At 68.6% G+C, this 19,978-nt stretch carries 19 protein-coding genes; 12 read left to right on the forward strand and 7 right to left on the reverse strand.

The window, feature by feature from the left end:
• Positions 1-24 precede the first annotated feature (24 nt).
• Positions 25-609, reverse strand: a complete 585-nt coding sequence (locus POL67_RS24375; protein WP_271921061.1) for a hypothetical protein — start codon at positions 607-609, stop codon at positions 25-27.
• 160 nt (positions 610-769) lie between these two features.
• On the opposite strand from POL67_RS24375, the gene POL67_RS24380 reads away from it, so the two are divergent.
• Together POL67_RS24380 and POL67_RS24385 are read left to right on the forward strand one after the other, a co-directional pair.
• On the forward strand, positions 770-1,315 hold the full coding sequence (locus tag POL67_RS24380) for a DUF4142 domain-containing protein (RefSeq protein ID WP_271921062.1): 546 nt from the start codon (positions 770-772) through the stop codon (positions 1,313-1,315).
• 64 nt (positions 1,316-1,379) lie between these two features.
• Complete coding sequence (locus POL67_RS24385; protein ID WP_271921064.1) at positions 1,380-3,020, forward strand: TGF-beta receptor interacting domain-containing protein; 1,641 nt, start codon at positions 1,380-1,382, stop codon at positions 3,018-3,020.
• A 4-nt stretch (positions 3,021-3,024) separates the two neighbouring features.
• Here POL67_RS24385 and POL67_RS24390 read toward each other — a convergent pair whose 3' ends face one another.
• Complete coding sequence (locus tag POL67_RS24390) at positions 3,025-3,795, reverse strand: VOC family protein (protein WP_271921066.1); 771 nt, start codon at positions 3,793-3,795, stop codon at positions 3,025-3,027.
• A gap of 213 nt (positions 3,796-4,008) precedes the next feature.
• Between POL67_RS24390 and POL67_RS24395 the strand changes: the two genes are divergently transcribed.
• Both POL67_RS24395 and POL67_RS24400 read left to right on the forward strand, forming a co-directional pair.
• Positions 4,009-5,031, forward strand: coding sequence for a Rieske 2Fe-2S domain-containing protein (locus POL67_RS24395; protein ID WP_271921068.1), 1,023 nt, complete (start codon positions 4,009-4,011; stop codon positions 5,029-5,031).
• Positions 5,032-5,486: 455 nt separating this feature from the next.
• Positions 5,487-6,350 carry a class I SAM-dependent methyltransferase family protein gene (locus POL67_RS24400; protein WP_271921070.1) on the forward strand — a complete coding sequence of 288 codons (864 nt, stop codon included), beginning with the start codon at positions 5,487-5,489 and terminating at the stop codon, positions 6,348-6,350.
• A 1-nt stretch (position 6,351) separates the two neighbouring features.
• On the opposite strand, the gene POL67_RS24405 is transcribed toward POL67_RS24400, so the two are convergent.
• Entirely contained in the window at positions 6,352-6,936 is a 585-nt protein-coding gene (locus POL67_RS24405; RefSeq protein WP_271921072.1) for a TIGR02265 family protein, read from the reverse strand.
• Positions 6,937-7,279: 343 nt separating this feature from the next.
• Between POL67_RS24405 and POL67_RS24410 the strand changes: the two genes are divergently transcribed.
• Positions 7,280-7,549: a carboxymuconolactone decarboxylase family protein gene (locus POL67_RS24410; protein WP_271921074.1), complete on the forward strand. Its 270-nt coding sequence runs from the start codon at positions 7,280-7,282 to the stop codon at positions 7,547-7,549.
• A 78-nt stretch (positions 7,550-7,627) separates the two neighbouring features.
• The gene (locus tag POL67_RS24415) at positions 7,628-8,308 is read left to right on the forward strand and encodes a carboxymuconolactone decarboxylase family protein (protein ID WP_271921076.1); all 681 of its coding nucleotides are present in this window, start codon (positions 7,628-7,630) and stop codon (positions 8,306-8,308) included.
• Here the strand turns inward: POL67_RS24415 and POL67_RS24420 are convergent, their stop codons facing one another.
• Both POL67_RS24420 and POL67_RS24425 read right to left on the reverse strand, forming a co-directional pair.
• Positions 8,309-8,899 carry a GNAT family N-acetyltransferase gene (locus POL67_RS24420; protein ID WP_271921078.1) on the reverse strand — a complete coding sequence of 197 codons (591 nt, stop codon included), beginning with the start codon at positions 8,897-8,899 and terminating at the stop codon, positions 8,309-8,311.
• A gap of 38 nt (positions 8,900-8,937) precedes the next feature.
• On the reverse strand, positions 8,938-10,185 hold the full coding sequence (locus POL67_RS24425) for a hypothetical protein (protein WP_271921080.1): 1,248 nt from the start codon (positions 10,183-10,185) through the stop codon (positions 8,938-8,940).
• A gap of 85 nt (positions 10,186-10,270) precedes the next feature.
• Between POL67_RS24425 and POL67_RS24430 the strand changes: the two genes are divergently transcribed.
• The 6 genes from POL67_RS24430 (at position 10,271) to POL67_RS24455 (ending at position 17,606) form a co-directional block, all read left to right on the forward strand.
• A complete protein-coding gene (locus POL67_RS24430) occupies positions 10,271-12,607 on the forward strand; it encodes a hypothetical protein (protein WP_271921082.1) in 2,337 nt (778 codons plus the stop codon).
• A 146-nt stretch (positions 12,608-12,753) separates the two neighbouring features.
• On the forward strand, positions 12,754-13,824 hold the full coding sequence (locus tag POL67_RS24435; protein ID WP_271921084.1) for a prephenate dehydrogenase/arogenate dehydrogenase family protein: 1,071 nt from the start codon (positions 12,754-12,756) through the stop codon (positions 13,822-13,824).
• Between the two features lie 66 nt (positions 13,825-13,890).
• Complete coding sequence (locus POL67_RS24440; protein ID WP_271921086.1) at positions 13,891-15,024, forward strand: 3-deoxy-7-phosphoheptulonate synthase; 1,134 nt, start codon at positions 13,891-13,893, stop codon at positions 15,022-15,024.
• Between the two features lie 17 nt (positions 15,025-15,041).
• Positions 15,042-15,863, forward strand: a complete 822-nt coding sequence (pheA, locus tag POL67_RS24445) for a prephenate dehydratase (RefSeq protein WP_271921088.1) — start codon at positions 15,042-15,044, stop codon at positions 15,861-15,863.
• A gap of 87 nt (positions 15,864-15,950) precedes the next feature.
• The gene (locus POL67_RS24450) at positions 15,951-17,387 is read left to right on the forward strand and encodes a lamin tail domain-containing protein (protein WP_271921089.1); all 1,437 of its coding nucleotides are present in this window, start codon (positions 15,951-15,953) and stop codon (positions 17,385-17,387) included.
• A gap of 87 nt (positions 17,388-17,474) precedes the next feature.
• A complete protein-coding gene (locus POL67_RS24455; RefSeq protein ID WP_271921091.1) occupies positions 17,475-17,606 on the forward strand; it encodes a hypothetical protein in 132 nt (43 codons plus the stop codon).
• 110 nt (positions 17,607-17,716) lie between these two features.
• Here POL67_RS24455 and POL67_RS24460 read toward each other — a convergent pair whose 3' ends face one another.
• Together POL67_RS24460 and POL67_RS24465 are read right to left on the reverse strand one after the other, a co-directional pair.
• Entirely contained in the window at positions 17,717-18,652 is a 936-nt protein-coding gene (locus tag POL67_RS24460; protein ID WP_271921093.1) for a sigma-70 family RNA polymerase sigma factor, read from the reverse strand.
• The gene (locus POL67_RS24465) at positions 18,649-19,977 is read right to left on the reverse strand and encodes a phytoene desaturase family protein (protein ID WP_271921095.1); all 1,329 of its coding nucleotides are present in this window, start codon (positions 19,975-19,977) and stop codon (positions 18,649-18,651) included. Before POL67_RS24465 ends, POL67_RS24460 begins: the two co-directional genes overlap by 4 nt.
• Position 19,978: the final 1 nt, after the last annotated feature.

Raw genomic sequence — 19,978 nt, forward strand, 5'->3', positions numbered from 1 at the left:
ACCGAAATTCCCGCGCGCCCACCTTCACCGGGGCGTGCAGATTCGTGCCTCGATCACGTCCAGATACCGCGTGTACACCTGTACTTCCATCCCGAGGATCTCGCGCTCCGCGCTCTCGACCTCCTGCCTGCACGCGCGCAGCTCGGGCGCCCCGAGAAATCTGTAATCCATGTCGAACACGTTCCACGTGTTCGACGTCGTGACGAGGCCCTCGCCGGTGTCGATCATGGCGACGAAGGTCGCCACGGCGACCCGGGAGACCGTCGCCAGCGAGGGACCCTCGAACGCCGGGCCGCTGCATTGCGCGTAATCACGCCGCAGCCGATCGATGGCGTTCTTGTAGATCCCCTCGTAATAACAGCGCTTGATGTCGGTGGTCCCGGTCCAGGTCGCGACGAGGTGTTGCAGGGCGGCCACGAGGGAGTCCTCCGCCCCCGGGAGCATGGAGGCATTGCAATTCACGCGCGCCATGACTTGCCCCACGGCCACTTCGCTGATGTTCTTGCCGTAGTTCCGCGCATCCATGCACGTCTCGAAGGCCTGCGCGAGCCCGATCGCGGAAACTGCCGTCAATGCCGCCGCCGTCGCGGCGCCCACGAGCTTCTTCATGACCATCCTCCGATCCGCCGTCCGGATTGCAGGCGTCATGCCCGGAACGCTGCGCGGATGGGTTCCACGGGCCTTCCGGAGGCGCACCGGGCGTCGCAGGTTTCAGCCAGGACAGCCAAATGGGCTTTCACCCAAAGGCGGAAGGGGAGGGGATGTCATCATGAAGAAGGTATTCATGGTTGCCGCGCTCGCGGCGATGGCGATGTCGTCCGTACCGGTACCGGCGCTGGCGGAGACGCCGGACGAGGAAGCGACGGCCGATCTGTCGGTCGCGCACGACGACGCGAAATTCGTGGGGGAGGCGGCGAAGAGCAATCTCTGGTCGGTGAAGGCCGCGAGGCTCGCCGTGCTGCTCGCGCGGAACTCCAAGGTCGAGGCGCTCGCGCTGCAGGAGCTCGCCGAGCACGTCCACGTGACCGAGGGGATCGAGGCGCTCGCGGAGAAGCTCGGCGTCCCGATGCCGACGGCGTTTGATCCGGTGCTCGGGAACCTCTTCCAGCGTCTCGCGCGCCTCCGGGGAAATCGATTCGACCGGGTTTACCTGCACACGGTCATCGAGGCGCACCGGTTCGACGTGGAGAACCTGTCGCAGGCGCTCGCCTCGCAGGACGCGGACGTGAAGGCATTCGCGGAGAAAAACCTCCCCGTTTTGCGGGGGCACCTCGAGGCGGCGCAGGAGATCCTCCGGATGTTGCCCGGCGAATGACGCGCGAAGGCGACCCACGAAAAAGGTGACGGCGCGCCTCGCGCGCGGCTACCCTCGTCGGCCGATGGAGACGAGGCGCATGCATCGGCAGGGAACATGGTTCAAGGCACGTCGCGGCGTGTGCGCAGCGCTCTTCGCCGCGACGCTCGCCGCGGGCTGCGCGGGGCCGGCGAACGAAAAACCTCCGGCCTCGGCGAGCACACCGCCCGGCGCCGGGGCCTCCACGTCCCACGCGCCCACGTCGACCGCGCAGATGCTCCTGCGTGAGGAGGTCGTGCCGGGAAAACTCTCGGTCACGGTGTATTCGCATTCGCTCGTGGCGCCCGACGGCGCGCTGCACTTCTGGACCTACGTGAGCGAGGGCCTCTGGCCGCTCGGGCAACGCGAGATCCGCTTCACCATCAAGCGTGAGCCCGGCGATGCGGAGGGCGCCTTCGATCGCGAGCTCTTCAAGCTCTACGGGCTCATCTACGAGCTCGCGCAGCAGGGGCAGTTCGTCGACGTCCACGGCCGATCGCTGCTCGCCGGCCCGCCGCTCCTCGGGCGCGACGACTTTCATTGCATCATCTATGGACCGCCGCAGCCAGTGGAGGGAATCACGGCCAACGCGCCGTTCCTCACGGCCGTGATCGTCACGAACGAGGAGGAGGAGGTGGGGGGGCAGGCCGGCTATGCGCGCATCCTGGCGCGGCTCGGCGCCGACGCGAGGTTTTATCCGACCCCGTTCTGGACCGACCGGAAGCGCCCTTCCGTGGCCCGGCCCGGGGAGGTCGGCAAGACCTTGATCACGCGGACCTCGCGGCAGCATCTGCGCGGCGTGTCCGTGCGCCTGGAGCGAAAGGGCGGCCTCGCGAACGTCTCCAAGACGAAGAGCTTTTTCATTCCGGGTGATCGCATCGTCCTGCGCGTGCTGCCCCGCGGCCAAGGCGATTTGAAGGAGGCCGCGGCGGCGAAGGGGAACGAGGACGGGCTCGTCATGCTCCTCGAAATGGATCCGAGGGCGGGCACGGGCCTCTTCTGGTATCCGGGACAAACATCCCCCTCCGCGATCACGGGCCATGCGGCCGGGAGCGAGCATCTCACGGGCAACTTCCTGATCCTCACCGGCAAGAACCAGGAGAACGAGGCCGCGGTGACCGAGGACGGGTTCGTCATGATGTTCCCCGAAGCCACGTGGAAGCGGATCCGCGAAGCGCTCCTCGCGGGCAAAGAGATCACGATTCCGGGGCAGGGCGAGATACCGGCGTTTGCCGTGGAGCACGTCCCGACGACCTACGAGAATCCCATCGACGGCAAGCGATACGAAGCCGAATCGGGCTGGGACACGGTCCGACCCCAGGGCGACGGCGCGGCGCCGAAGCAGAGCGGGCAGGTCGATGCCGCGGTCGTTCTCCTGACGAGCGAGCAGGAGATCGCGCAACGGACCACGGTGGACGACGCGGCCGGGGTCATCAAGCAGATCATTGCCATCGTCGAGGCGCAGGTGGGCACGTCGAAGGGGCCGGGCAGCGACCTGCTCGTCGAATGCGAGCTCCTGCCCGGCAAGAAGAAGAACTTCGAGATGGCCCAGCGGCCGGTCGTGGATCAGCCGTTCGCGCAGGCCATCTACGAGAAACTGGAGAAGATCGTGATCCCCGAGGTGAAAGGCCCCGTGAAGTTCCAGGTGGTCTTCAAAATCCGGGGCGGCAGCAATCCGGGGCGGTGACGGGTCAGCGGCGTTTTTCCTCGTACACCGAGAACTGCGCGCCTTGCGGGTCGCTGAGCACGGCGAACCTGCCCCCGCTGCCGATCTCCTTCGGCGGGATGTACACCTTGCCGCCGAGCTCGCGCACCTTGGCCACCGTGGCGTCCGCGTTCTCGACCGTGAAATACGCGCTCCAGTTCGGCGGCACCGGGCCCCAGCTCGGGTCGATCTTCAAAACCCCGCCCACGTGCTCGCCGTTCACGATCCACTCCCCGTACGTCGCGTCGCCGCCGGTCGACCAGCCGAAGAGCGCTGTGTAAAACGCTTTTGCCTTCTCCGGATCCGTGGTCTGCAGCTCGAACCAGGAGGGCGCGCCCGGCTCGCCCCACAAGGTCGCGCCGATGTGTTTTCGCGGTTGCCAGAGGAAAAACACGGCGCCCGTGGGATCGGCGAGGATCGCCATGCGCCCGGAATCCATCACGTCGAACGCGGGCGCGTGGAGGGTCGCTCCCAGGGAGACGGCCTTGGCAGACACGGCCTCGGCGTCGTCCACCGAAATGTACACGTTCCAGTGCGGCGGGATCCCGCGCGACGACTCCTCGGGCGGTTGTCCGCCGAGCCCCGCCACGTCGTGCTCGCGCGTCTGGAACATCGTGTACGCGCCGCCGGGGTACGGCGTCTCCTCGGCCCTCCAGCCGAACAGCGTCGTGTAAAACGCCTTGGCGGCCGCGGGATCCGTGGTCATCAGGTCCGTCCAGCAAAACTGGCCGGGTGCGTACGAGCTCTTCACCGTCATGGTCTCCTCCCTTCGTGTCGGGGCCCATTCTACACGGCGAGCCCGCCGTGTCATCTGAAGAGTTTGGCGCCGCGAAACCAGCCGAGGCGGCTCACGGGTCGAACTGGCTCGCGAAGGTCCGCTTGACACGCGCCTCGGCGCTCCCGTCTACTCGATGCGCGGCATTGCCGCATTGAATCGACGATCGCAGACGAAGGACGGAGACGACGTACGATGGAAACCAAGAGCCATGGGGGATCGGGCGCGGCGACCGGCGCGAGGAGGAGGCTCCTCGGCAAGCCGATCCCGGCCGAAGGGGAGGGCGGGGTCTTCACGCAATCGTGGTATCCCGTCTGCATGTCGAGCGAGCTCGCGCCGGGGAAGATCCTCGGCACGAGCTTCCTCGACGGACGTATCGTGGTGTTTCGAGGCGAGAGCGGCAGGGTGCAAGCGCTGAGCGCCTACTGCCCGCACCTCGGCGGCGACCTCGCCGCGGGATCGATCGTCGGGGACGCCGTCCGCTGCGCGTTCCACCACTGGGAATACAGCCAGGAGGGGACCTGCCTGAAGACCGGCCTCGGCGACCCGCCGCCGCCCGGCGCTTGCCTCTTCCGCTTCCCGACCGTCGAGCGATACGGGATGATCTGGGCCTTCAACGGCGAAACACCGCTCTTCGACCTCCCGGACTTCCCTTATCCCGACGACGATCTCGTCTTCCGCGTGGAGGCGCATGAAGAGGTCTTTCCCGTCGATCCCTGGGTCGTCTGCTGCAATACGCCGGACGTGCAGCACATCCGCGTCGTGCACGGCTTCAAGTTCGACAAGGGCGAGCCCGCCGAGAACATGGTGATCACCGACCATTCGATGATGTACGACTTCGACGGCATCCACCCCGCGGGCCCGCGCGTCACGTTCCGGGTCGGTATCTTCGGGACGACGCTCTTTTATCAGAGCAGCTTCTTCAACGGCCGCTGGTATGGATACATCGCCCCGTTCGGCATGCCCGCGCCGGGGCAGACGAAGGTGTACTACGTCCTGGCCACGCGGAAGTCCGAGGGAGACGAGGCCTCGCAGAAGGAGCTGCTCGACTTCGCGATGGGCGTGCAGCGACAGATCCTCGCGGACGACGCCCCCATCCTCCGTGGCGTCCACTTCCGCCCCGGTACCCTGACGAAGAGCGACACCGCGCTCGCGCGCTTCCTCGAATACCTGCGGAAATTCCCCCGCGCGCACCCGTCGGCCGAGTTCATTCGTTGACGCCCCTCCGCGCGCGCCCCGCCGTGCTGCTGCGCCGCGCGCGGTGGTTCTCTAGCCAAACCTCCCTCCGTCCCGATGTCCAGATACCTCCTCGCGGCTCGTGGTCGAACTCACCCGCGCGCGCGCGTCGCTCGTGGGCTGCTGAAGGGTTGTCAGAAGGGGGGTTTTTCGGCGATGCTCTGCGGCAGTTCGTAGAGGACAAGGACAGGAGCCCGGCCATGGCCCAGCAGCTTGCCAGGGAGAGCATCGCGAAAGGGGCCGAGGAACCGGCCTCGGTAGAACCGTCAGCCACGCGACGGTCGCGTGAGTTTGTGGAAGACGAGGTCGAAGGACCTCCCGTCTCCTCGGATTGCGAGCGGCGGCTCGCCGAGCTTGCCGCCTGGTGCAGGGAGCTCGAGGGCTCCCCCCGGTGTGCGTTGCCCCCGTCGCCAGAGGATTGCGCCCGGCTCGGGAACATGCTGCGGGGCATCTGGGCGGCGAGCGACGCCCTCAGCCCCGACGGCCTCCTGCGGAACTCCCCCGCACAGCGCCGCTTCCAGGAGGTCCTGGGACCATTTTTCTGGCAGAGCCCCATCATCCACCGCTGCTTCGCCAAACCCCGGGGCTACGCCGGCGACTTCTTGATGATGGACGACGTCTATCGGAATCGCCCCAAGGGCGAGACGGTCCTCGGGCGCTGGATGGACCGATGGGTGCTCGAGCAGCCCGGCTTCGTGGCGGTCCGAAACCGCCGGGAGAAGCTCGTGGCGCTCCTCCGCGAGGAGTGGACCCACGGTGCCCGGCACGCCATGAACGTCGCCTCGGGCTCCGCGTCGGAGCTCGCCGACGTGGTCGCGACGAACCCGTTCCAGGAAGTCACGCTGCTCGACCAGGATCAGGGCGCCTTGTTCGCCGCGACCACCGCGCTCGGGCGCCAGATGGATCCCGCCCGCGTGCGCACCTGGTCCGGCTCCGTCTTCACGCTGATCCGCGGCAAGACCACGCTGGTCCCCGGCGACCAGGACTTCATTTATTCGATCGGCTTGTACGACTACCTGTCGCCGCGATTCGCGACGGCGCTCACGGCGCGGCTCTGGCTCAACCTTGCGCCGGGGGGCCTCCTGGCGATCGGCAACTTCAACGGCCACGACCCCATGCGCCGCTTCATCGAGGCGGCGATGGACTGGTACCTCATCTACAGGGACGAGCCCGACATGCTGGCGCTGGCGGCGGGGCTCCCGGACGTCGAGGGGGCGGAGGTCTGGACGGACCCGACCGGCTGCCTGCACCTGCTCTTGGTACGCAAGCGGGGGGCGCGGCCGGGCCTTTCACCAGCGTGATTCACCAGCGTGAGTGGATGATGAAGTCGGTCCCGGCGTCGTTGGCGACCGTGGCGGTGACGTTCGCGTCCACGTTGCTCACGAGCTTGTAGGCCACCCGGTAGACAGCGACGGTGAAGGCGGGGCCGAACAGGTCGCGCGTGAAGACCACGTCGGCCGAGCGTTCGCTCGTCTTCGTGTACTCGCGTTCGCCGAAGCTCACGGCCAGCGTATAGGCATAGGGGCCGTTGGCGCAGAGGGCCTGCGGGTTGCCCTGGCCGAACCGGGCGAGCATCTTGCCGACGGGGGACTCGAGCAGGGAGCTGAAGGCGTGCTCGCCGCAGCCCGTCATGATCTCGTTGCAGGTCAGGCCGAGGCTCGGCTCGTCGACCAGGCGCCGCGCGACCTTGAGCAGCGAGCTCACCGGGTACCAGAAGAACGAGCGGATGGTCTTGTCCCCCATCACCTGCGTGCGAATGGAGCCTACCTTCGCAGGCCCGTAGGCCTTGCCGAGGTGGTTCAGCGCGCCGTCGAGCACCATCCCGAGCATGTTGTCGGTGCTCGTTGCAAGCGCGATCCGTTTGTCAAGCATCTCCTTGGAGTCCATCGCCCGTCGAGGTCCTTTCCCAGGAACGAAGTGCTCGCAGCTTACACGAACCCTCACGTCCGTCACCATCCCCGGATGGTGTCCTTCGTGCTCGTCCTTCGAGGTGCGCGAGCCGTTATCGGTTCTTCACGCCAAGCTCCCCATCCCCTCCGCCCCGTTCGCCATGGCACGTTCTCGCGGGCGCGTCCATATCACGCGGCCTTTCGTTCGGTCGAGGCCGCCATAATCGTCGAGCCTTCCGCTTTTCCGCAAACGACAACAGGAATCTTCGGCGCTTGCCTTTGCGTTTCTGCCTGCACGTCCGGATTTCACTCGGCTGTCCGATCCGTGATAGCCTCCTTCCATGCCCCACATCCGGATCGTCGAGGCCCACGAAGCAGACGCCCCCCTGCGCGCCGTCTACGACGCCATGTTGTCCCGCCCGATCCCCGCGGTCTACCGCGCGCCGCATGGCGGCCCGGCGGGCATCATCCGCGCGCACAGCCTCGATCCCGATCTGCTCCGGATCACCTTCGCCGCGACCGGCACGTTCCACCGCGGCGACGGGCTCTCGTGGGCAGAGCGTGAGCTCATCGCCGCGTCCGCTTCGCGGACGAACCAGTGCTTTTACTGAACGTCAGCTCACGCAGAGTTTCTGCGTGTCGCTTCGGAGGATGAGGCTCTCGCCACGGACGTCGTGACGGGGACCGACATGCAGCGCGCTTCCCCGCGGCAGCGCGCCCTCAGCGGGTTCGCGGTCGTCATGACCGAGGCGCCGTGGTCCATCGACGCCGCGGATCTCGACCGCCTCCGCGCCGTGGGGGTCTCCGAGGACGGTGTCGAGCAAGCCATCTGCGTCGCGTCTTTCTTCAACTACTACACGCGCGTCGCGGACGGCACGGGCATCCTGTTCGATTACGAGTCGCCGCTCCCGCGCCTCTCCATCGACCTCGCGCGCGAGGCCCTCCCGCGGCCTCCGCCGAGCGACTGGAACCCCGCCGTCGACGGCTCCCGCGTCCCCGTGTTTCCGCGTCGCGCCTTTGCCCATGCGCTCCTCGAAGAGTGGCACGCGTATCACTTCGAACGTGATGTGCTGCTCTCCTGCCGCGAGCGCCGGATCCTCGCGCGCGCCGCCGCCGCCGAGCTCTGTGATGCCGGCGCCGTCGCTCGCCACGAGGACATGATCCCGCAAGATCCGCGCGAGCGCGCCCTCGCGGTGTACGCGACGAACCTCACCCGCACGCCTTGGGCCGTCGGCGCCGCCGAGGCCGCGACGCTCCGGGCGCACGGCCTCGACGATCCCGCGATCCTCGCGGCGATCACGCTCGTCGCGCACCAGAACACGTTTTCCCGCATGCACCATGGCCTCGCGGCGCTCGCGACGGCGGGATGATCAGCCGCCGAGCTTCGCGACGAGCCGCTCTTTCGCGGCGGGCCACTCGTCCTCGACGAGGCTGAACATCACCGTATCGCGCAGGTACCCGCCCCGCGTCTTCTGAAACTTGCGCAGCACGCCCTCGCGCACGCCGCCGATGCGCTCGATCGCGGCCTGCGATTGCAGGTTTCGCGCGTCCGTCTTGAGCTGCACGCGCGCGGCGCCGAGCACCTCGAAGGCGTGTTGCAAGAGGAGAAATTTGGCCTCCGTGTTGATCGCCGTGCGTTGCCAGCGCTTGCCGATCCACGTCCAGCCGATCTCCAGGCCACGATCGAGCCGGCTGATGCTCAGGTATCGCGTCGCGCCACACACGCGCCCGTCGGCGAGGCTCACCTGCACGAACGCGACCGTCGTCCCCGCCGCCTGCGCCTCCAGCGCCGACGTGATGTGCGCTTCCATCGCTTCGAGCGAGAGCGGCGGCTCGATCGACATCCACCGCCAGATCGATTCGTCCTCCGCGAGCGCGGCGAGCAGCGCCGGCGCATGCGCGAGGGTAAGGGGTTCGAGGCGCACGTGGCGGCCTTCGAGGGTGACGGGGCGCGGATCCATGCCGCCTTGTACCGCGAACGGTCGGGGGCGGGGAGGCGTCAGCGGGTTTCGAGGAGGATCGTCGTCTCGTACGTGCCTTTTGCCGTCCGCACGGTATGCCATCCGCGGCCGATCGAGGTCGCGGCGATGTGCCAGAAGAACCAGTCGCCGTAATGCTCGATGGCCCCCTGCGAAATGCCCCAGCCGGCCGTGGGCGAGGGCTCGCGCGAGGCTTGCTCCTTCCACGAGGGCACGCGGATGTGAAACCCGCCGTCCGTGATCACCGGCTCGTCGATCTTGCCGATCGCCGTGAACGGCCCCTTTTCGTCGTGCGTCGCTCGAAAAAAGCCGAGCTCGTCCCCCCGGAACGCGACGAAATGCGCGGGCTCCCCTGCCTCCCCCGAGGGCCAGGAAAAACCGTTGATCGAGGCCGTCTGGAGCTCTCTCCCGTCGTCGGACCCGCGGACCCGCGACAGCCGCATGGCGACAATCGAGCCGAGGTGCGCGCAGAGCTCGCGCCGTAGGGTCGTGGAGACCTCGATCCGCACGGTGGACGCGCCCAGGATCTCGACCTCGCCGAACACCTCGAAATCGGCGTTCTCCCCGGCGAACACGATCCGAGCGCCCTCGCGGCCGGCGCGAAACGGCGGGCGCCTCGCCGCGCGATGGTCGAGGACCGTGAGCCCGCAGCCGTCCGCCACGGCGTCGTAATCGAACGAGGGCACGATCTCCGCCCGATGCATGCCGGCCTCGACGATGACCGACGTCCCCTCGACCCGCACGCGGAGCTCGCCCTTCCCGAGCGCCGGTTCGCCCTCGGGAACCGTGCCGCTCTTCGGTGCATTTTTCGAAGGAAACGTCGACGCCCTCGGGGCGCGCGCCGAGGCCCATACCCCGGCGCCGACCAGCGCGCCCGCGAGGGCCGGGATCACGATCACGATGGCACGCCGGTGCATTTGATGGGCGAGGGCGGCGAGCAGGAATGCCGCTGCAAAAGGGAACACGAGCAGGCGCGCATACGCGGTCGTGCCCGTGAACAACCCGAAGGCCGCCACGACGAACCAGAACCCCGCGAGCGCAGCCGTCACCGCAGCGCCGAGCTTCTCCCGGCGCGTCACGAGCGCAACACCGAGGACGAGCGCGAGCACGACGACGAGGGGCCCGAGGACCTGATGCTCGAAAAAGGCCGCCGACGGCACGGAAAATCCCCGCGGCTGCGAGAGCGCGTACGCGACGCCTCCCGCGGCGTGACAGAAGGCCGTGATCCCGAGCAGCCCCCGCACCGCGGCGTCCCCCGTTCTTGCCATCCCGCCCACGGTATCCCGCGATGCCGCCGGGATCCAGGGCGCACGTGATTGCCTGCGGCCCGAGCGCCGCGGTAGCGTTCGTTCTGTGATACGTCGCCGCGCGTTTCGCCTCGCCCTCCTGGCCCTCGCCGCCTGCGGCCCCACGAGCGTCCCTTCGCCGCGCCTCACGGAGCCACCACGCGAGGCGCCCGAAGACGCGCCCCCGCCGTGGCCTTTCGCCGATACGATCTTGCCCGCGCCGCCGGCCCAGGGAACACCGACCGAGCCAGGCCCGCGCCCGGGTTTGCCCGAGGGCCTCGTTCGCGCCGTGGAGACGCTGTTTCGAAGCGGGCTCGCCGATCCGCGAGGACTGCCGTATCACGAGGTCTCGATCACGCTCACGACGCAGCCGGAAGGGCCTGGCGAGGTCGTCGCGACGAAAGGCTTCGTGCTCCCGGGGCCGGAGCACAAGCCGCGCTTCGGCGTCCTGTGGAATGGCCTCGTATATCCGCTTGTCTCCGTCGGCCCCGCGGCGGACCTGCGCGCCGACATCGAGGCGCTCCGGGCGAGCGACAAGCGCATCTGCGAACAGCAGACCGCGCATTTCCCGGACATGCCTTGCATCCGGGCGCACGCGCCCCGGCCGGAGATTCATTCCCACCGGCTCGAAGAGATCCTGCCGATGCACGTCGCGATCCTCGTGCAGCTCGGCGAGGACACGCTCACGCGCTCGGTATGGGAGCGCTGGGCCAGGGGCGGCGAGCTCGACGCCGTCCCCGAAATCGCGGGGCGCGAGCGGGACATTTTCGCGCGCCTCGCCGAGCATTTTCTGCATGGGCTGCGGGACCGCGGGTTCTGGGCCCACGTGCGCGGGGACGACGCGCTCGCGCTCGCGAGCTTGCGTGGCCTCGGCCGAATCTCGCCTGCGCTTTCCGCGCGCGCCGCCGCGCTCGGGGCCAGCGAACAAACCATAAACACTCTCGCAGAGCCACCGGGGCCCTTGCTCGTGGACCAGGAGAAACGTGCCGCGCGACCGGCCCCGAAGGGTCTGCCGTCGCCCTTGCCCGCGGATCCAGCGGCGCGCGTGACGACGCTCGTCGCCGCGCTCGGCGAGGTGCGAGAGCCTGCGTTCGGGCGGTCTGGCGTGCAGGCCCAGGTCTTCGAAGACCCGATCTTGCAGGCCCTGCTCGCGGAAGGTGAAGCCGCTGTCCTGCCGCTCGCGGAGGCGCTCGCGAACGACGAACGCTACACGCGATCGATATGGTACGAGCCGCACGGCATCGTGCTGCTCACGGTGCGCGACGTCGCGGAGCTCGCCCTCGACACGCTCGCCGCGGATCTCCCGCTCGCGCCCGCGCCGCCGAACGAGACGAAGACCCAAAAGGCCGAACGATTCAAGCAGGCTGCGGAAACGTACAAATCTCTCCCCGTGGACGAGCGCTGGTTCCGCGATCTCGCGGACGAGACCGCGGGGCCGGGGCGGTGGGTCCAGGCTGCCACGCGAATCGTCGGGCCCACGGACGCGCCCGGCCGGAGCCCCGACGCCTCCGATTTCCTCGCGCTCTTCGTGCGCGTCGACGGTCCGCCCAAACCTCGCTTCGCGGGACTTGTATCCCGAAAAAATCCCTCGGTCACCGAGCTCCTCGCGCAGCGCATGAAGCAGCTCGCCGTGATGAAATCACCCGCGCACCTGCGGGCCTCGTGCGAGATGGGCCTGCTCCTCGCGTTGTGGGACCCGAAGGGCGCCGCGCGCCCGCTCCGCGAGGGGACCGACCCTTTGCGCAAAGCGTGGAAGGACCTCAAGGACCCGAGCGCCGACGACGAGCTTGGCCCATGCCTCGCCGTGCTCTTCGCGGCGCGAGGCGCCTTGGGCGACGAACGAGCGTTCGACGAATACGCCTCGTGGATCCGCGCGATCGATCCCGCGACCGTGCCCCCGAAGGCAGGCACGCTCCGCACGCTCCTCGCGCCCCTGGCCCTCCGCCCCACGCGCCCTTCGATCGTCGCGGCCGGCCGCGCGATGTTCGGGACGAAGACCTCGCTTTGGGCCGTCCGCTTCCGCCGCGGCGAGCGCGACGATCTGCTCGATCCCGCCTTGCTCCCGATTCCCGGCATGCGAGAGCTCGCCCTCGCGGCCCTGGAGGATCGGTCGGCGGTCGGCACCATCGAGCTCGGCGCCTACGGCGAAGTCGAGTGGGGCCTCGACGGAGCGGGCGAATTCGACCGCGAGCACGAGCAAGTCGATCCGCGGGATCCCGGCGCCGCGCCGTCCTCCACGAAAATGCCCCTCCGCGCCTGTGATCGTGTCGCGGCGGGGCTCGCGCGGCGTATCGGATCGGCCGCGCCCTTCCGGATGTACTGGATCGAGACGCGGCGCGACGACGCCATCTCCGCGCTCCGGGCCTTCGTCGTGACGAAGTCCGAGCCGCCCCGCGCCCCCTGAACGGCATTTTCATCCACAATCGACAAAACCCGGAGAAGATGCGGCCGAGCGCGTCCGCGACGGAAATGTTTTCTCTTCGGGGACGGCTCGCCCAAGGGGCTGTTCATCCGCTATGCTTCGTGCGGGCGAAGGCCCCCCCACGCGCCATGACGAACGTCGCATTGCTCGGGTACGGCCGCTTCGGCGCGGCCATGGCCTCGCTCCTCCGGGACGCGGACGTCGACGTGCGGGCCTTCGATCCTCGCTCCCCCGTGCCGGACGAAATGCGCGTCGCGTCGATCCCGGATCTCGTTCGAGACCGCGATTTCGTGATCGTCGCCGTCCCCGTCACCGCCATGCCCCGCGCATTCGCGACGATGCGGCCGCTCCTCTCGCCCTCGCAGATCGTCGTCGACGTGGGTAGCGTCAAGCTCGGCCCCTCGGCTGCCATGAACGAATGCTTCGGCGCCGCGATCCCCTGGGTCGCCACGCATCCCCTGTTCGGCCCGATCAGCCTCTCGCGGGGCGAGCGCCCACTCGTCGCGGTGGTATGCCCGAACGCGACGCACCCGAGCGCCGTCGAGCGGGTCGTCGCGCTCTACGAGCGCATCGGCTGCACGGTCGTCCTGGAGCACGAGGCCACGCACGATCGCAACATGGCCTGGACGCACGCGCTCGCATTCTTCGTGGCCAAGGGTATGCTCGACGCGTCCGTGCCCCTCGACATCCCGTACGCGCCTCCCTCCTTTCAAGCGCTCGCGCGGACCGTGGAGGCCGCCCGGTCGGACGCGGGGCACCTTTATGCCGCGCTCCACCGCGAAAATCCCTATGCCGCCGAGGCCCGCCGGAAGCTCGTCGAAGCGCTCCTCGCCGCCGATCAGAATCTCTCCGGATCGGACGGGATGGCTCCGCCGCCGTCGTCCTCGCTCGTCCTCTTGCCCTCCGCGGCGGGCTCGCAGGCCTTGCGCGAGACGCGCGACCTCATCGACGACCTCGATCGCGAAATCGTGGAGCTCCTCGGGCGCAGGGCCCAGCTCGCACGGCGCGCGGCGCGCGAAAAGGCGAAGCTCGGACGCCCTGTGCGGGATCCCGAACGCGAGGCGGAGCTTTTCGAAGCGCGGCGGCGCTGGGCGGCCGAGCGTGATCTCGATCCGGCGTCGGTGCACGAAATCTTCGACGCCATTCTCCGATTCTCCAGGCGCCTCCAGCACGACGAACCCATCGACGAGGCGGACTGATCTTTTTCCGGGCCGGCTGAGGCCGCCACAGCATCCAACAGAACAGGGACCATAGGGGGAACTTACATGATTGTCACGCTCGAGCCCGACGCGCCCGAGTCGCGCGCCGAGGCGGTCGTTCGCCTCGCAGCGCGGTATCCGGGGGTCTCGGTCCAGAAATTCGTCTTCCGGGGCGAATCCACCTCCATCATCGAGGTGCACCTCATCGGCTCGACGCGCGCCGTGCCGACGGAGCCCTTCGAAAGCCTGCCCGGCGTGCACAAGGTCGTCCGCGTCTCCCGGAAATACCGGCTCATCGGCCGGCACCACCCGGACGCCGAGACGCACGGGTTCGAGTACAACGGCATCCATTTCGACGAGAAGCGTGTCCACGTCTTCGCCGGCCTCTGCGCCGTCGACACGCGCGAGCACGTCGCCCACATGATGGCCGCGCTCGAAAAGGCGGGCATCCGGACGACGCGCATGGGCGCGTACAAGCCGCGCACGAGCCCCTACGATTTCCAGGGCCTCGGCAAAACCTGTTTGCCCTGGGTCTTCGAGCTCGCGGGCAAGCACGGCATCCAGGTGATCGCCATGGAGGTCACCGACGCGCGCCAGATCGACGAGATCAACACGGCGCTCGCCTCCGCGGGCGAGCCGACCGGCGTCATGCTCCAGATCGGCACGCGCAACACGCAGAACTTCGAGCTCCTGAAGCAAGTGGGCCAGCAGCGCCGTTTCCCGGTCCTCTTCAAGCGCGGCATGGGCATCTCGCTCGAAGAGTCCTTGAACGCGTGCGAATACGTGGCGAGCGAGGGGAACCCGAACATCGTGTTTTGCCTGCGCGGCGTGAAGACACACCTCGGCGATCCCCACCGGAACCTGGTGGACTTCTCGCACGTGCCCGTCCTCCGCCGGCAGACGCGCCTGCCCGTGTGCATCGATCCCTCGCACGCCGTGGGCCGCATGGACAACGCGCCCGACGGCCTGCCGGACATTTTTCACGTGGTGGGGCAGGGGATCATCGCGGGCGCATCCATGGTGCTCGTCGATTTCCACCCGCGGCCGGACGAGGCGCTCTGCGACGGCCCGCAAGCCTTGGACCTCTCGGCCTTGCCGCGGTTCGCGCGGTACGTGGAGAGCGTGCGGCACGCGTACGAAGGGATCGTCCGCGAGGTCGGCGCGGGCGCGGCGGCGGCGACCGAGCCTCACGCCGCTTGATCGGAGCCCGGGGCGCCGTGGAGGGGATTTCGGTCGCTTGCCTCGGCCCCGCGGGCACGTTCAGCGAGGAGGCGGCCTCGCGCCATTTCGGGCAAGACGCCCGTCCCGTCTTCTGCACCTCGATCGACGACGTCTTCGACGGGATGGAGGCGCGCGCCGCCCGCTTCGGCGTCGTGCCCGTGGAAAACTCCCTCGAAGGCGCGATCGGCCATACCCTCGACCGGCTCGTCGCCTCGCCGCTCCGCATCTCCGGCGAGGTCGCGCTCCCCATCCGCCAGCACCTGCTCCGGCGCGAGGGGCGGCTCGAAGGGATCACGCGGGTCTACGGGCACGCGCAATCCCTCGCGCAATGCCAGCGATTCTTGAAAGATACACTCCCGCTGGCCGAGCGCGTCGCGGTCTCCAGCAACGCCGAAGCCGCGCGCCTCGCCGCGCGGGAGCCGGGGACCGCGGCCCTCGCGGGCAAACGCGCGGCGGCGATCCACGCGCTCACCATCCTCGCCGAGGGAGTCGAGGACGATCCGACGAACACCACACGCTTCCTGGTGATCGGCGAAACGAGCGCCGCGCCCTCGGGTCACGACAAAACCTCGCTCGTCATGTCAGCGCCGAACCGCCCAGGCTCGATGCTCGCGCTGCTCCGCCCCTTCTCGCGGCACGGCGTCAGCATGACCAAGCTCGAATCCCGCCCCTCGCGGCGAGGTCTTTGGGATTACCTCTTTTTCGTCGACGTCGAGGGCCACGCGAAGGACGTCAACGTGCGCCACGCGCTCGTCGAGCTGGAAGCGCGCGCGGGTTACCTCAAAGTCCTCGGCTCGTACCCGATGGCGCGCCCCTGAGCGGAACTTCCTCGCCCCGGCTCCGGCTCCTCGCGTACCATGGAAACCATGGAATACGCGCACGGTCGGCCGAGGTCTGGATCCAGCATGAGCGCACCTGCATCGCTCGTCGTTCTCGTCTCTTCGCTTGTGATCGTCGCGGCGCCGGCGTGCGTCGCGCCCGACGAGGACGAGCCGTTCGTCGACACGGCGAGCTTTGCGTACACGGTCCCGGCAAAGGGGACAGCAACGACGCTCGACGTGGCCGGCTGGAACCTGGAGTGGTTCGGTGATACGAGCCGCGGGCCCACGAACGACACGCTGCAGCGGCAGAACGCATACGACGTGATCAGCGGCGCCGACATGGATCTCTGGGGCGTGCAAGAGATCGTGAGCGTCTCGCAGTGGAACACGCTCAAATCACAGCTCGTCGGGTACGCCGGCATCTTGTCGAACGATCCGATCGTGACGAGCGGCTCCTCGTATTACACCACGTCCGAGCAGAAGCTCGGCTTCCTCTACAAAACCTCGGTCGCCACGGTGCAAAGCGCGCGCGTCATCCTGACCGCCTACGACTACGAGTTCGCCGGACGGCCGCCGCTCGAAGTGAAGCTCTCGGTCACGCTGAACGGCACGACGGAGAACGTGGTCGTCATCATCCTCCACATGAAGGCGCTCGCCGATTCCGCGAGCTACCTGCGCAGGGTCGACGCATCCACCGCACTGAAATCCTATCTCGACACGAACCACCCGACGCAAAAGGTATTCGTCATCGGCGATTTCAACGACGACCTCGACGGTTCGATCTCGGGCAACACGACGCCCTACGCCAATTTCCTCTCCGACACGGCCGATTACCATTTCGCCACGAAAGCCCTGACGGACGCAAACATCTCCTCGACGTCGAGCGGCGGCGCGACGCTGGATCATCACCTCGTGACGAACGAGCTCGCCCTGGCCCTCGTCCCCGGCTCCGTCGAAGCCTACAAGGTCTCCACGTTCATCCCAAGCTACGCCTCCACGACAAGCGACCATTTCCCGATCCTGAGCCGCTACACCTGGGCCGCCGCCAAGCCCGCGCAGGTCGTGATCAACGAGATCTGCGCAAACGAGCCCGGCAGCAGCGTCACCGGCGAATTCGTAGAGGTCGTCAACATCGGCGGCCTGCCCGCCACACTCGACGGCTGGACAATCTCGGACACAACCTCCGTGCGGCACACCTTCGCCGCAGGCACGACGCTCGCCCCGGGCAAAAGCCTCGTCATCTTCGGCGCAACCTCCGCCATCCCCGCAGGCACACCCAACGCGCTCGGGAGCTCCACAAGCAACCTGGGCCTCGCAAACGGCGGCGACGCCGTCTACCTGCGCGACGCCGCAGGCACGACAAAAGACTCCTTCAGCTACCCCGCATCCCTGGCCGCCGTCGACGGCGTTTCCATGAACCGCAGCCCCGACGCCGCCGAAAGCGCAACGTTCGTCCTACACACGGCGCTCGTCGCCGCTGGGAGTTCGCCAGGCACACGCGCGAACGGGACGGCGTTCTGAGTCGAGGGCGTCGCGCCGGGGCTCTGCCCCGGACCCCGCGGGGGGCTGTCCGCCCCCTCGACCCCGGACCAGGCACAGCCTGGACCGGTGATTGAAAAACTGCGCTCCGCGCAGTTTTTCAAACGGGCCGACGAAGAAGCCGGGTTGCCAGCCGAACCAGCAGCGCGGCTGTTTTGGTTGGCAACGCCGCTGCTGGTCTTCACCGGGCCTGTTCGATGAGCTGCGCGGAGCGCAGTTCATCGAGCTTGGGTCCAGCCCCTGGCTGGTCCGGGGTGGAGGGGGCGGACAGCCCCCTCCTGGGGCCGGGGGCAACGCCCCAGCGAAGCGGCTCAGAGGATAGGCCCCACCGCCGTCAGCTTCCTCGTCGCCAGCACCCAATAAATCGCACGGATTGCCCCGTCCTCGCCGATCTCGCATTGCACCACCGATCGTGGCGCCAGCTTCCGCCCTGGCGCGTGCTCCAGCACCACGGCGGGCATCCCGTTCATCATCCGAAATGCGAATTGCGTGTCCATGCCGCGCCGCTTGGCGAGACCCACCATCAAACGCCCCACCCGATCTCGCCCCAGGATGGGCAACCGCGCCGCAAAAAACTCGCCTCCGCCGTCGCTCAGGTGCCGCACCTCGGCGTCCAGGATCGATTCGAGCGCTTTTCCATCCGCGCTCCCGAGCGCGAGCAGAAACCGCCCGAGCGCTTCGCGTGTCTTCTCCACCAGCTCGGGCGTGCGACGCGTTCGGCTCGCCTCGTAGGCCGAGAGCGCTCGCCGTGCCCGGTGGTGCATCGTCTTCACGGCTGCCTCCGTCATCCCGAGTGCGTCGGCTGCCTCCTTCACCGACCAGTCGAATACGTCGCAGAGCAGCACGATCGCCCGCTGCCGCGGCGTCAGCGCCTCCAGCGCCACGAGGAACGCCATCGACACGCTCTCCAGAAGATCGTAACGCCCCTCGGTCTCGACCGGCTCGATCCCGATCTCCGGCGCGAAATCGCCCTCCGTCTCGACCGGCGAGGGCAGCCACGGCCCGTCGTATGCGCGTCGCCGCCGCGCGCGCAGCCGGTCGATCCCGAGGTTCACGGCCACGCGCGTGAGCCACGGCCGCACGGGCTCCTCCGTGCGGGCGGGGGGACGCTCGATCACGCGCAGGAGCGTCTCCTGCACGAGATCATCCGCGTCCGCTGCCGACCCGGTCAGCCGATAGCAGAGACCCCACAGATATTGCCGGTGCTCCCGCGCGAGCCCATCTCCGTCCGTCATCACCACGTTCACGCCCTCGCATCCAAGCCCTTTCTGCCCACCTCGCCAAGCCCCTTCGCCTCCCGCCGCGTCGCCGCCTGCGCTGCGGCCCTGCCGCTCGCGAGGCTCACGTCCGCGAGCATGCCCACGGGCCCCACCCAGTCGCCGGCCACGAACACCCCCGGCGCGCCCGGCACCGCAGGACCGGGCCGGCCACGCGCGCCGCCGCGCGCCGCTTGCGGGAAATCGTGCGCCACCGTGATCGAAGGCAAGTACCGCCGCTCGACCACGAGGTGCTTCGCGCCCGGTTGCAGCATCTCGAGCACCTCTTCGAGCTCGCGCTCGCCCGCGCGCGGATCGTCCGGCGCGCCGTACCGCGCCACGTGGATCACGGCGCCGCCCTCGGGTGCGAGCCGCGCGGACGCCGAGTGCACCGAGAAATAAAGCGGCTGGTCGATCCCGAGCGCGAACGTGTTCCGCGGCTGCGGCAAGCGCGAGAGTGCGACGTCGAGGCACGCGGCCGTGACCGGGATCGCCGCCGCGGCCCACTCCGCGAGGGCCGGGACGTCGGGCAAAAGCGACGACGCGAGCGACGGGCTCGCAGCGAGGATCACCATGTCGGCGGGGATCTCCGCGCCGTCCGCGAGGCGGACCGCCTTCACGCGCCCGTCCTCCCGGACGACGGACACGGCCTTCGCGCTCGCGACGATCTCGGCCCCCGCGGCTCGCGCAACGTCGGCGAGCCCTTTCACCAGCGTCCGCCAGCCGTCGTGCAGGTAGATCACGCCGCGCGTCGTCGCAATCTTGAACTGTTCGAGGGCCGCGTCCGCCGCGAGCCGGTCCAGATCCGACGTGTACGTCGAGAGCCGGATGAGCGCGCGGATCACATCCCGCGCCTCGGGCGTACGAACCTTCGCCGTGAGGAACGCCTCGAAGCTCGTCCCCGCGAGCGACGCGACATCGAGCGAATCAAGGCGCGCGAGCAAGCGCGCGACCTCGATCTTCCCGACGAGCGGCAAGAGCGACGACGTCAAGAGCGACACAGGCCCCGTCGGCAGAGCCCGGAGCAGGCCCCCGTGGAGCGCATAAGCGCCGCTGCTGGTCGGCGGCGGGCTCCCTTTCGTCTCCACGCCAAGCTCCGCGAGCACATGCTCGGCCTCACCCCCTCGGTAGAGCGCATGAGGCCCGATGTTCAGCGAAAATCCCTTCTTCTCATGCGTCGCCGCGCGCCCCCCGAGCTCCGTCGCCTTCTCCAGCACCGTCACCCGCCGGCTCGCCCGCGCCGCATACGCCGCCGCCGTGAGCCCCGCGAGTCCACCGCCCACCACCACCACCCGAGCCGCCGTGTTCGTCGTCATG

The sequence above is a fragment of the Polyangium mundeleinium genome, assembly GCF_028369105.1.
GTDB classification, from domain to species: Bacteria; Myxococcota_A; Polyangia; order Polyangiales; family Polyangiaceae; genus Polyangium; species Polyangium mundeleinium.

Excerpts from the sequence above, each read along its gene's own strand:
- POL67_RS24465 (WP_271921095.1), bottom strand. The coding sequence starts at position 19,977 with ATGACGACGAACACGGCGGCTCGGGTGGTGGTGGTGGGCGGTGGACTC.
- POL67_RS24390 (WP_271921066.1), bottom strand. The coding sequence starts at position 3,795 with ATGACGGTGAAGAGCTCGTACGCACCCGGCCAGTTTTGCTGGACGGAC.
- POL67_RS24425 (WP_271921080.1), bottom strand. The coding sequence starts at position 10,185 with ATGGCAAGAACGGGGGACGCCGCGGTGCGGGGGCTGCTCGGGATCACG.
- POL67_RS24385 (WP_271921064.1), top strand. The coding sequence starts at position 1,380 with ATGGAGACGAGGCGCATGCATCGGCAGGGAACATGGTTCAAGGCACGT.
- POL67_RS24405 (WP_271921072.1), bottom strand. The coding sequence starts at position 6,936 with ATGGACTCCAAGGAGATGCTTGACAAACGGATCGCGCTTGCAACGAGC.
- POL67_RS24410 (WP_271921074.1), top strand. The coding sequence starts at position 7,280 with ATGCCCCACATCCGGATCGTCGAGGCCCACGAAGCAGACGCCCCCCTG.
- POL67_RS24400 (WP_271921070.1), top strand. The coding sequence starts at position 5,487 with ATGCTGCGGGGCATCTGGGCGGCGAGCGACGCCCTCAGCCCCGACGGC.
- POL67_RS24435 (WP_271921084.1), top strand. The coding sequence starts at position 12,754 with ATGACGAACGTCGCATTGCTCGGGTACGGCCGCTTCGGCGCGGCCATG.
- POL67_RS24440 (WP_271921086.1), top strand. The coding sequence starts at position 13,891 with ATGATTGTCACGCTCGAGCCCGACGCGCCCGAGTCGCGCGCCGAGGCG.
- POL67_RS24420 (WP_271921078.1), bottom strand. The coding sequence starts at position 8,899 with ATGGATCCGCGCCCCGTCACCCTCGAAGGCCGCCACGTGCGCCTCGAA.
- POL67_RS24380 (WP_271921062.1), top strand. The coding sequence starts at position 770 with ATGAAGAAGGTATTCATGGTTGCCGCGCTCGCGGCGATGGCGATGTCG.
- POL67_RS24395 (WP_271921068.1), top strand. The coding sequence starts at position 4,009 with ATGGAAACCAAGAGCCATGGGGGATCGGGCGCGGCGACCGGCGCGAGG.
- POL67_RS24450 (WP_271921089.1), top strand. The coding sequence starts at position 15,951 with ATGAGCGCACCTGCATCGCTCGTCGTTCTCGTCTCTTCGCTTGTGATC.
- POL67_RS24415 (WP_271921076.1), top strand. The coding sequence starts at position 7,628 with ATGCAGCGCGCTTCCCCGCGGCAGCGCGCCCTCAGCGGGTTCGCGGTC.
- POL67_RS24375 (WP_271921061.1), bottom strand. The coding sequence starts at position 609 with ATGAAGAAGCTCGTGGGCGCCGCGACGGCGGCGGCATTGACGGCAGTT.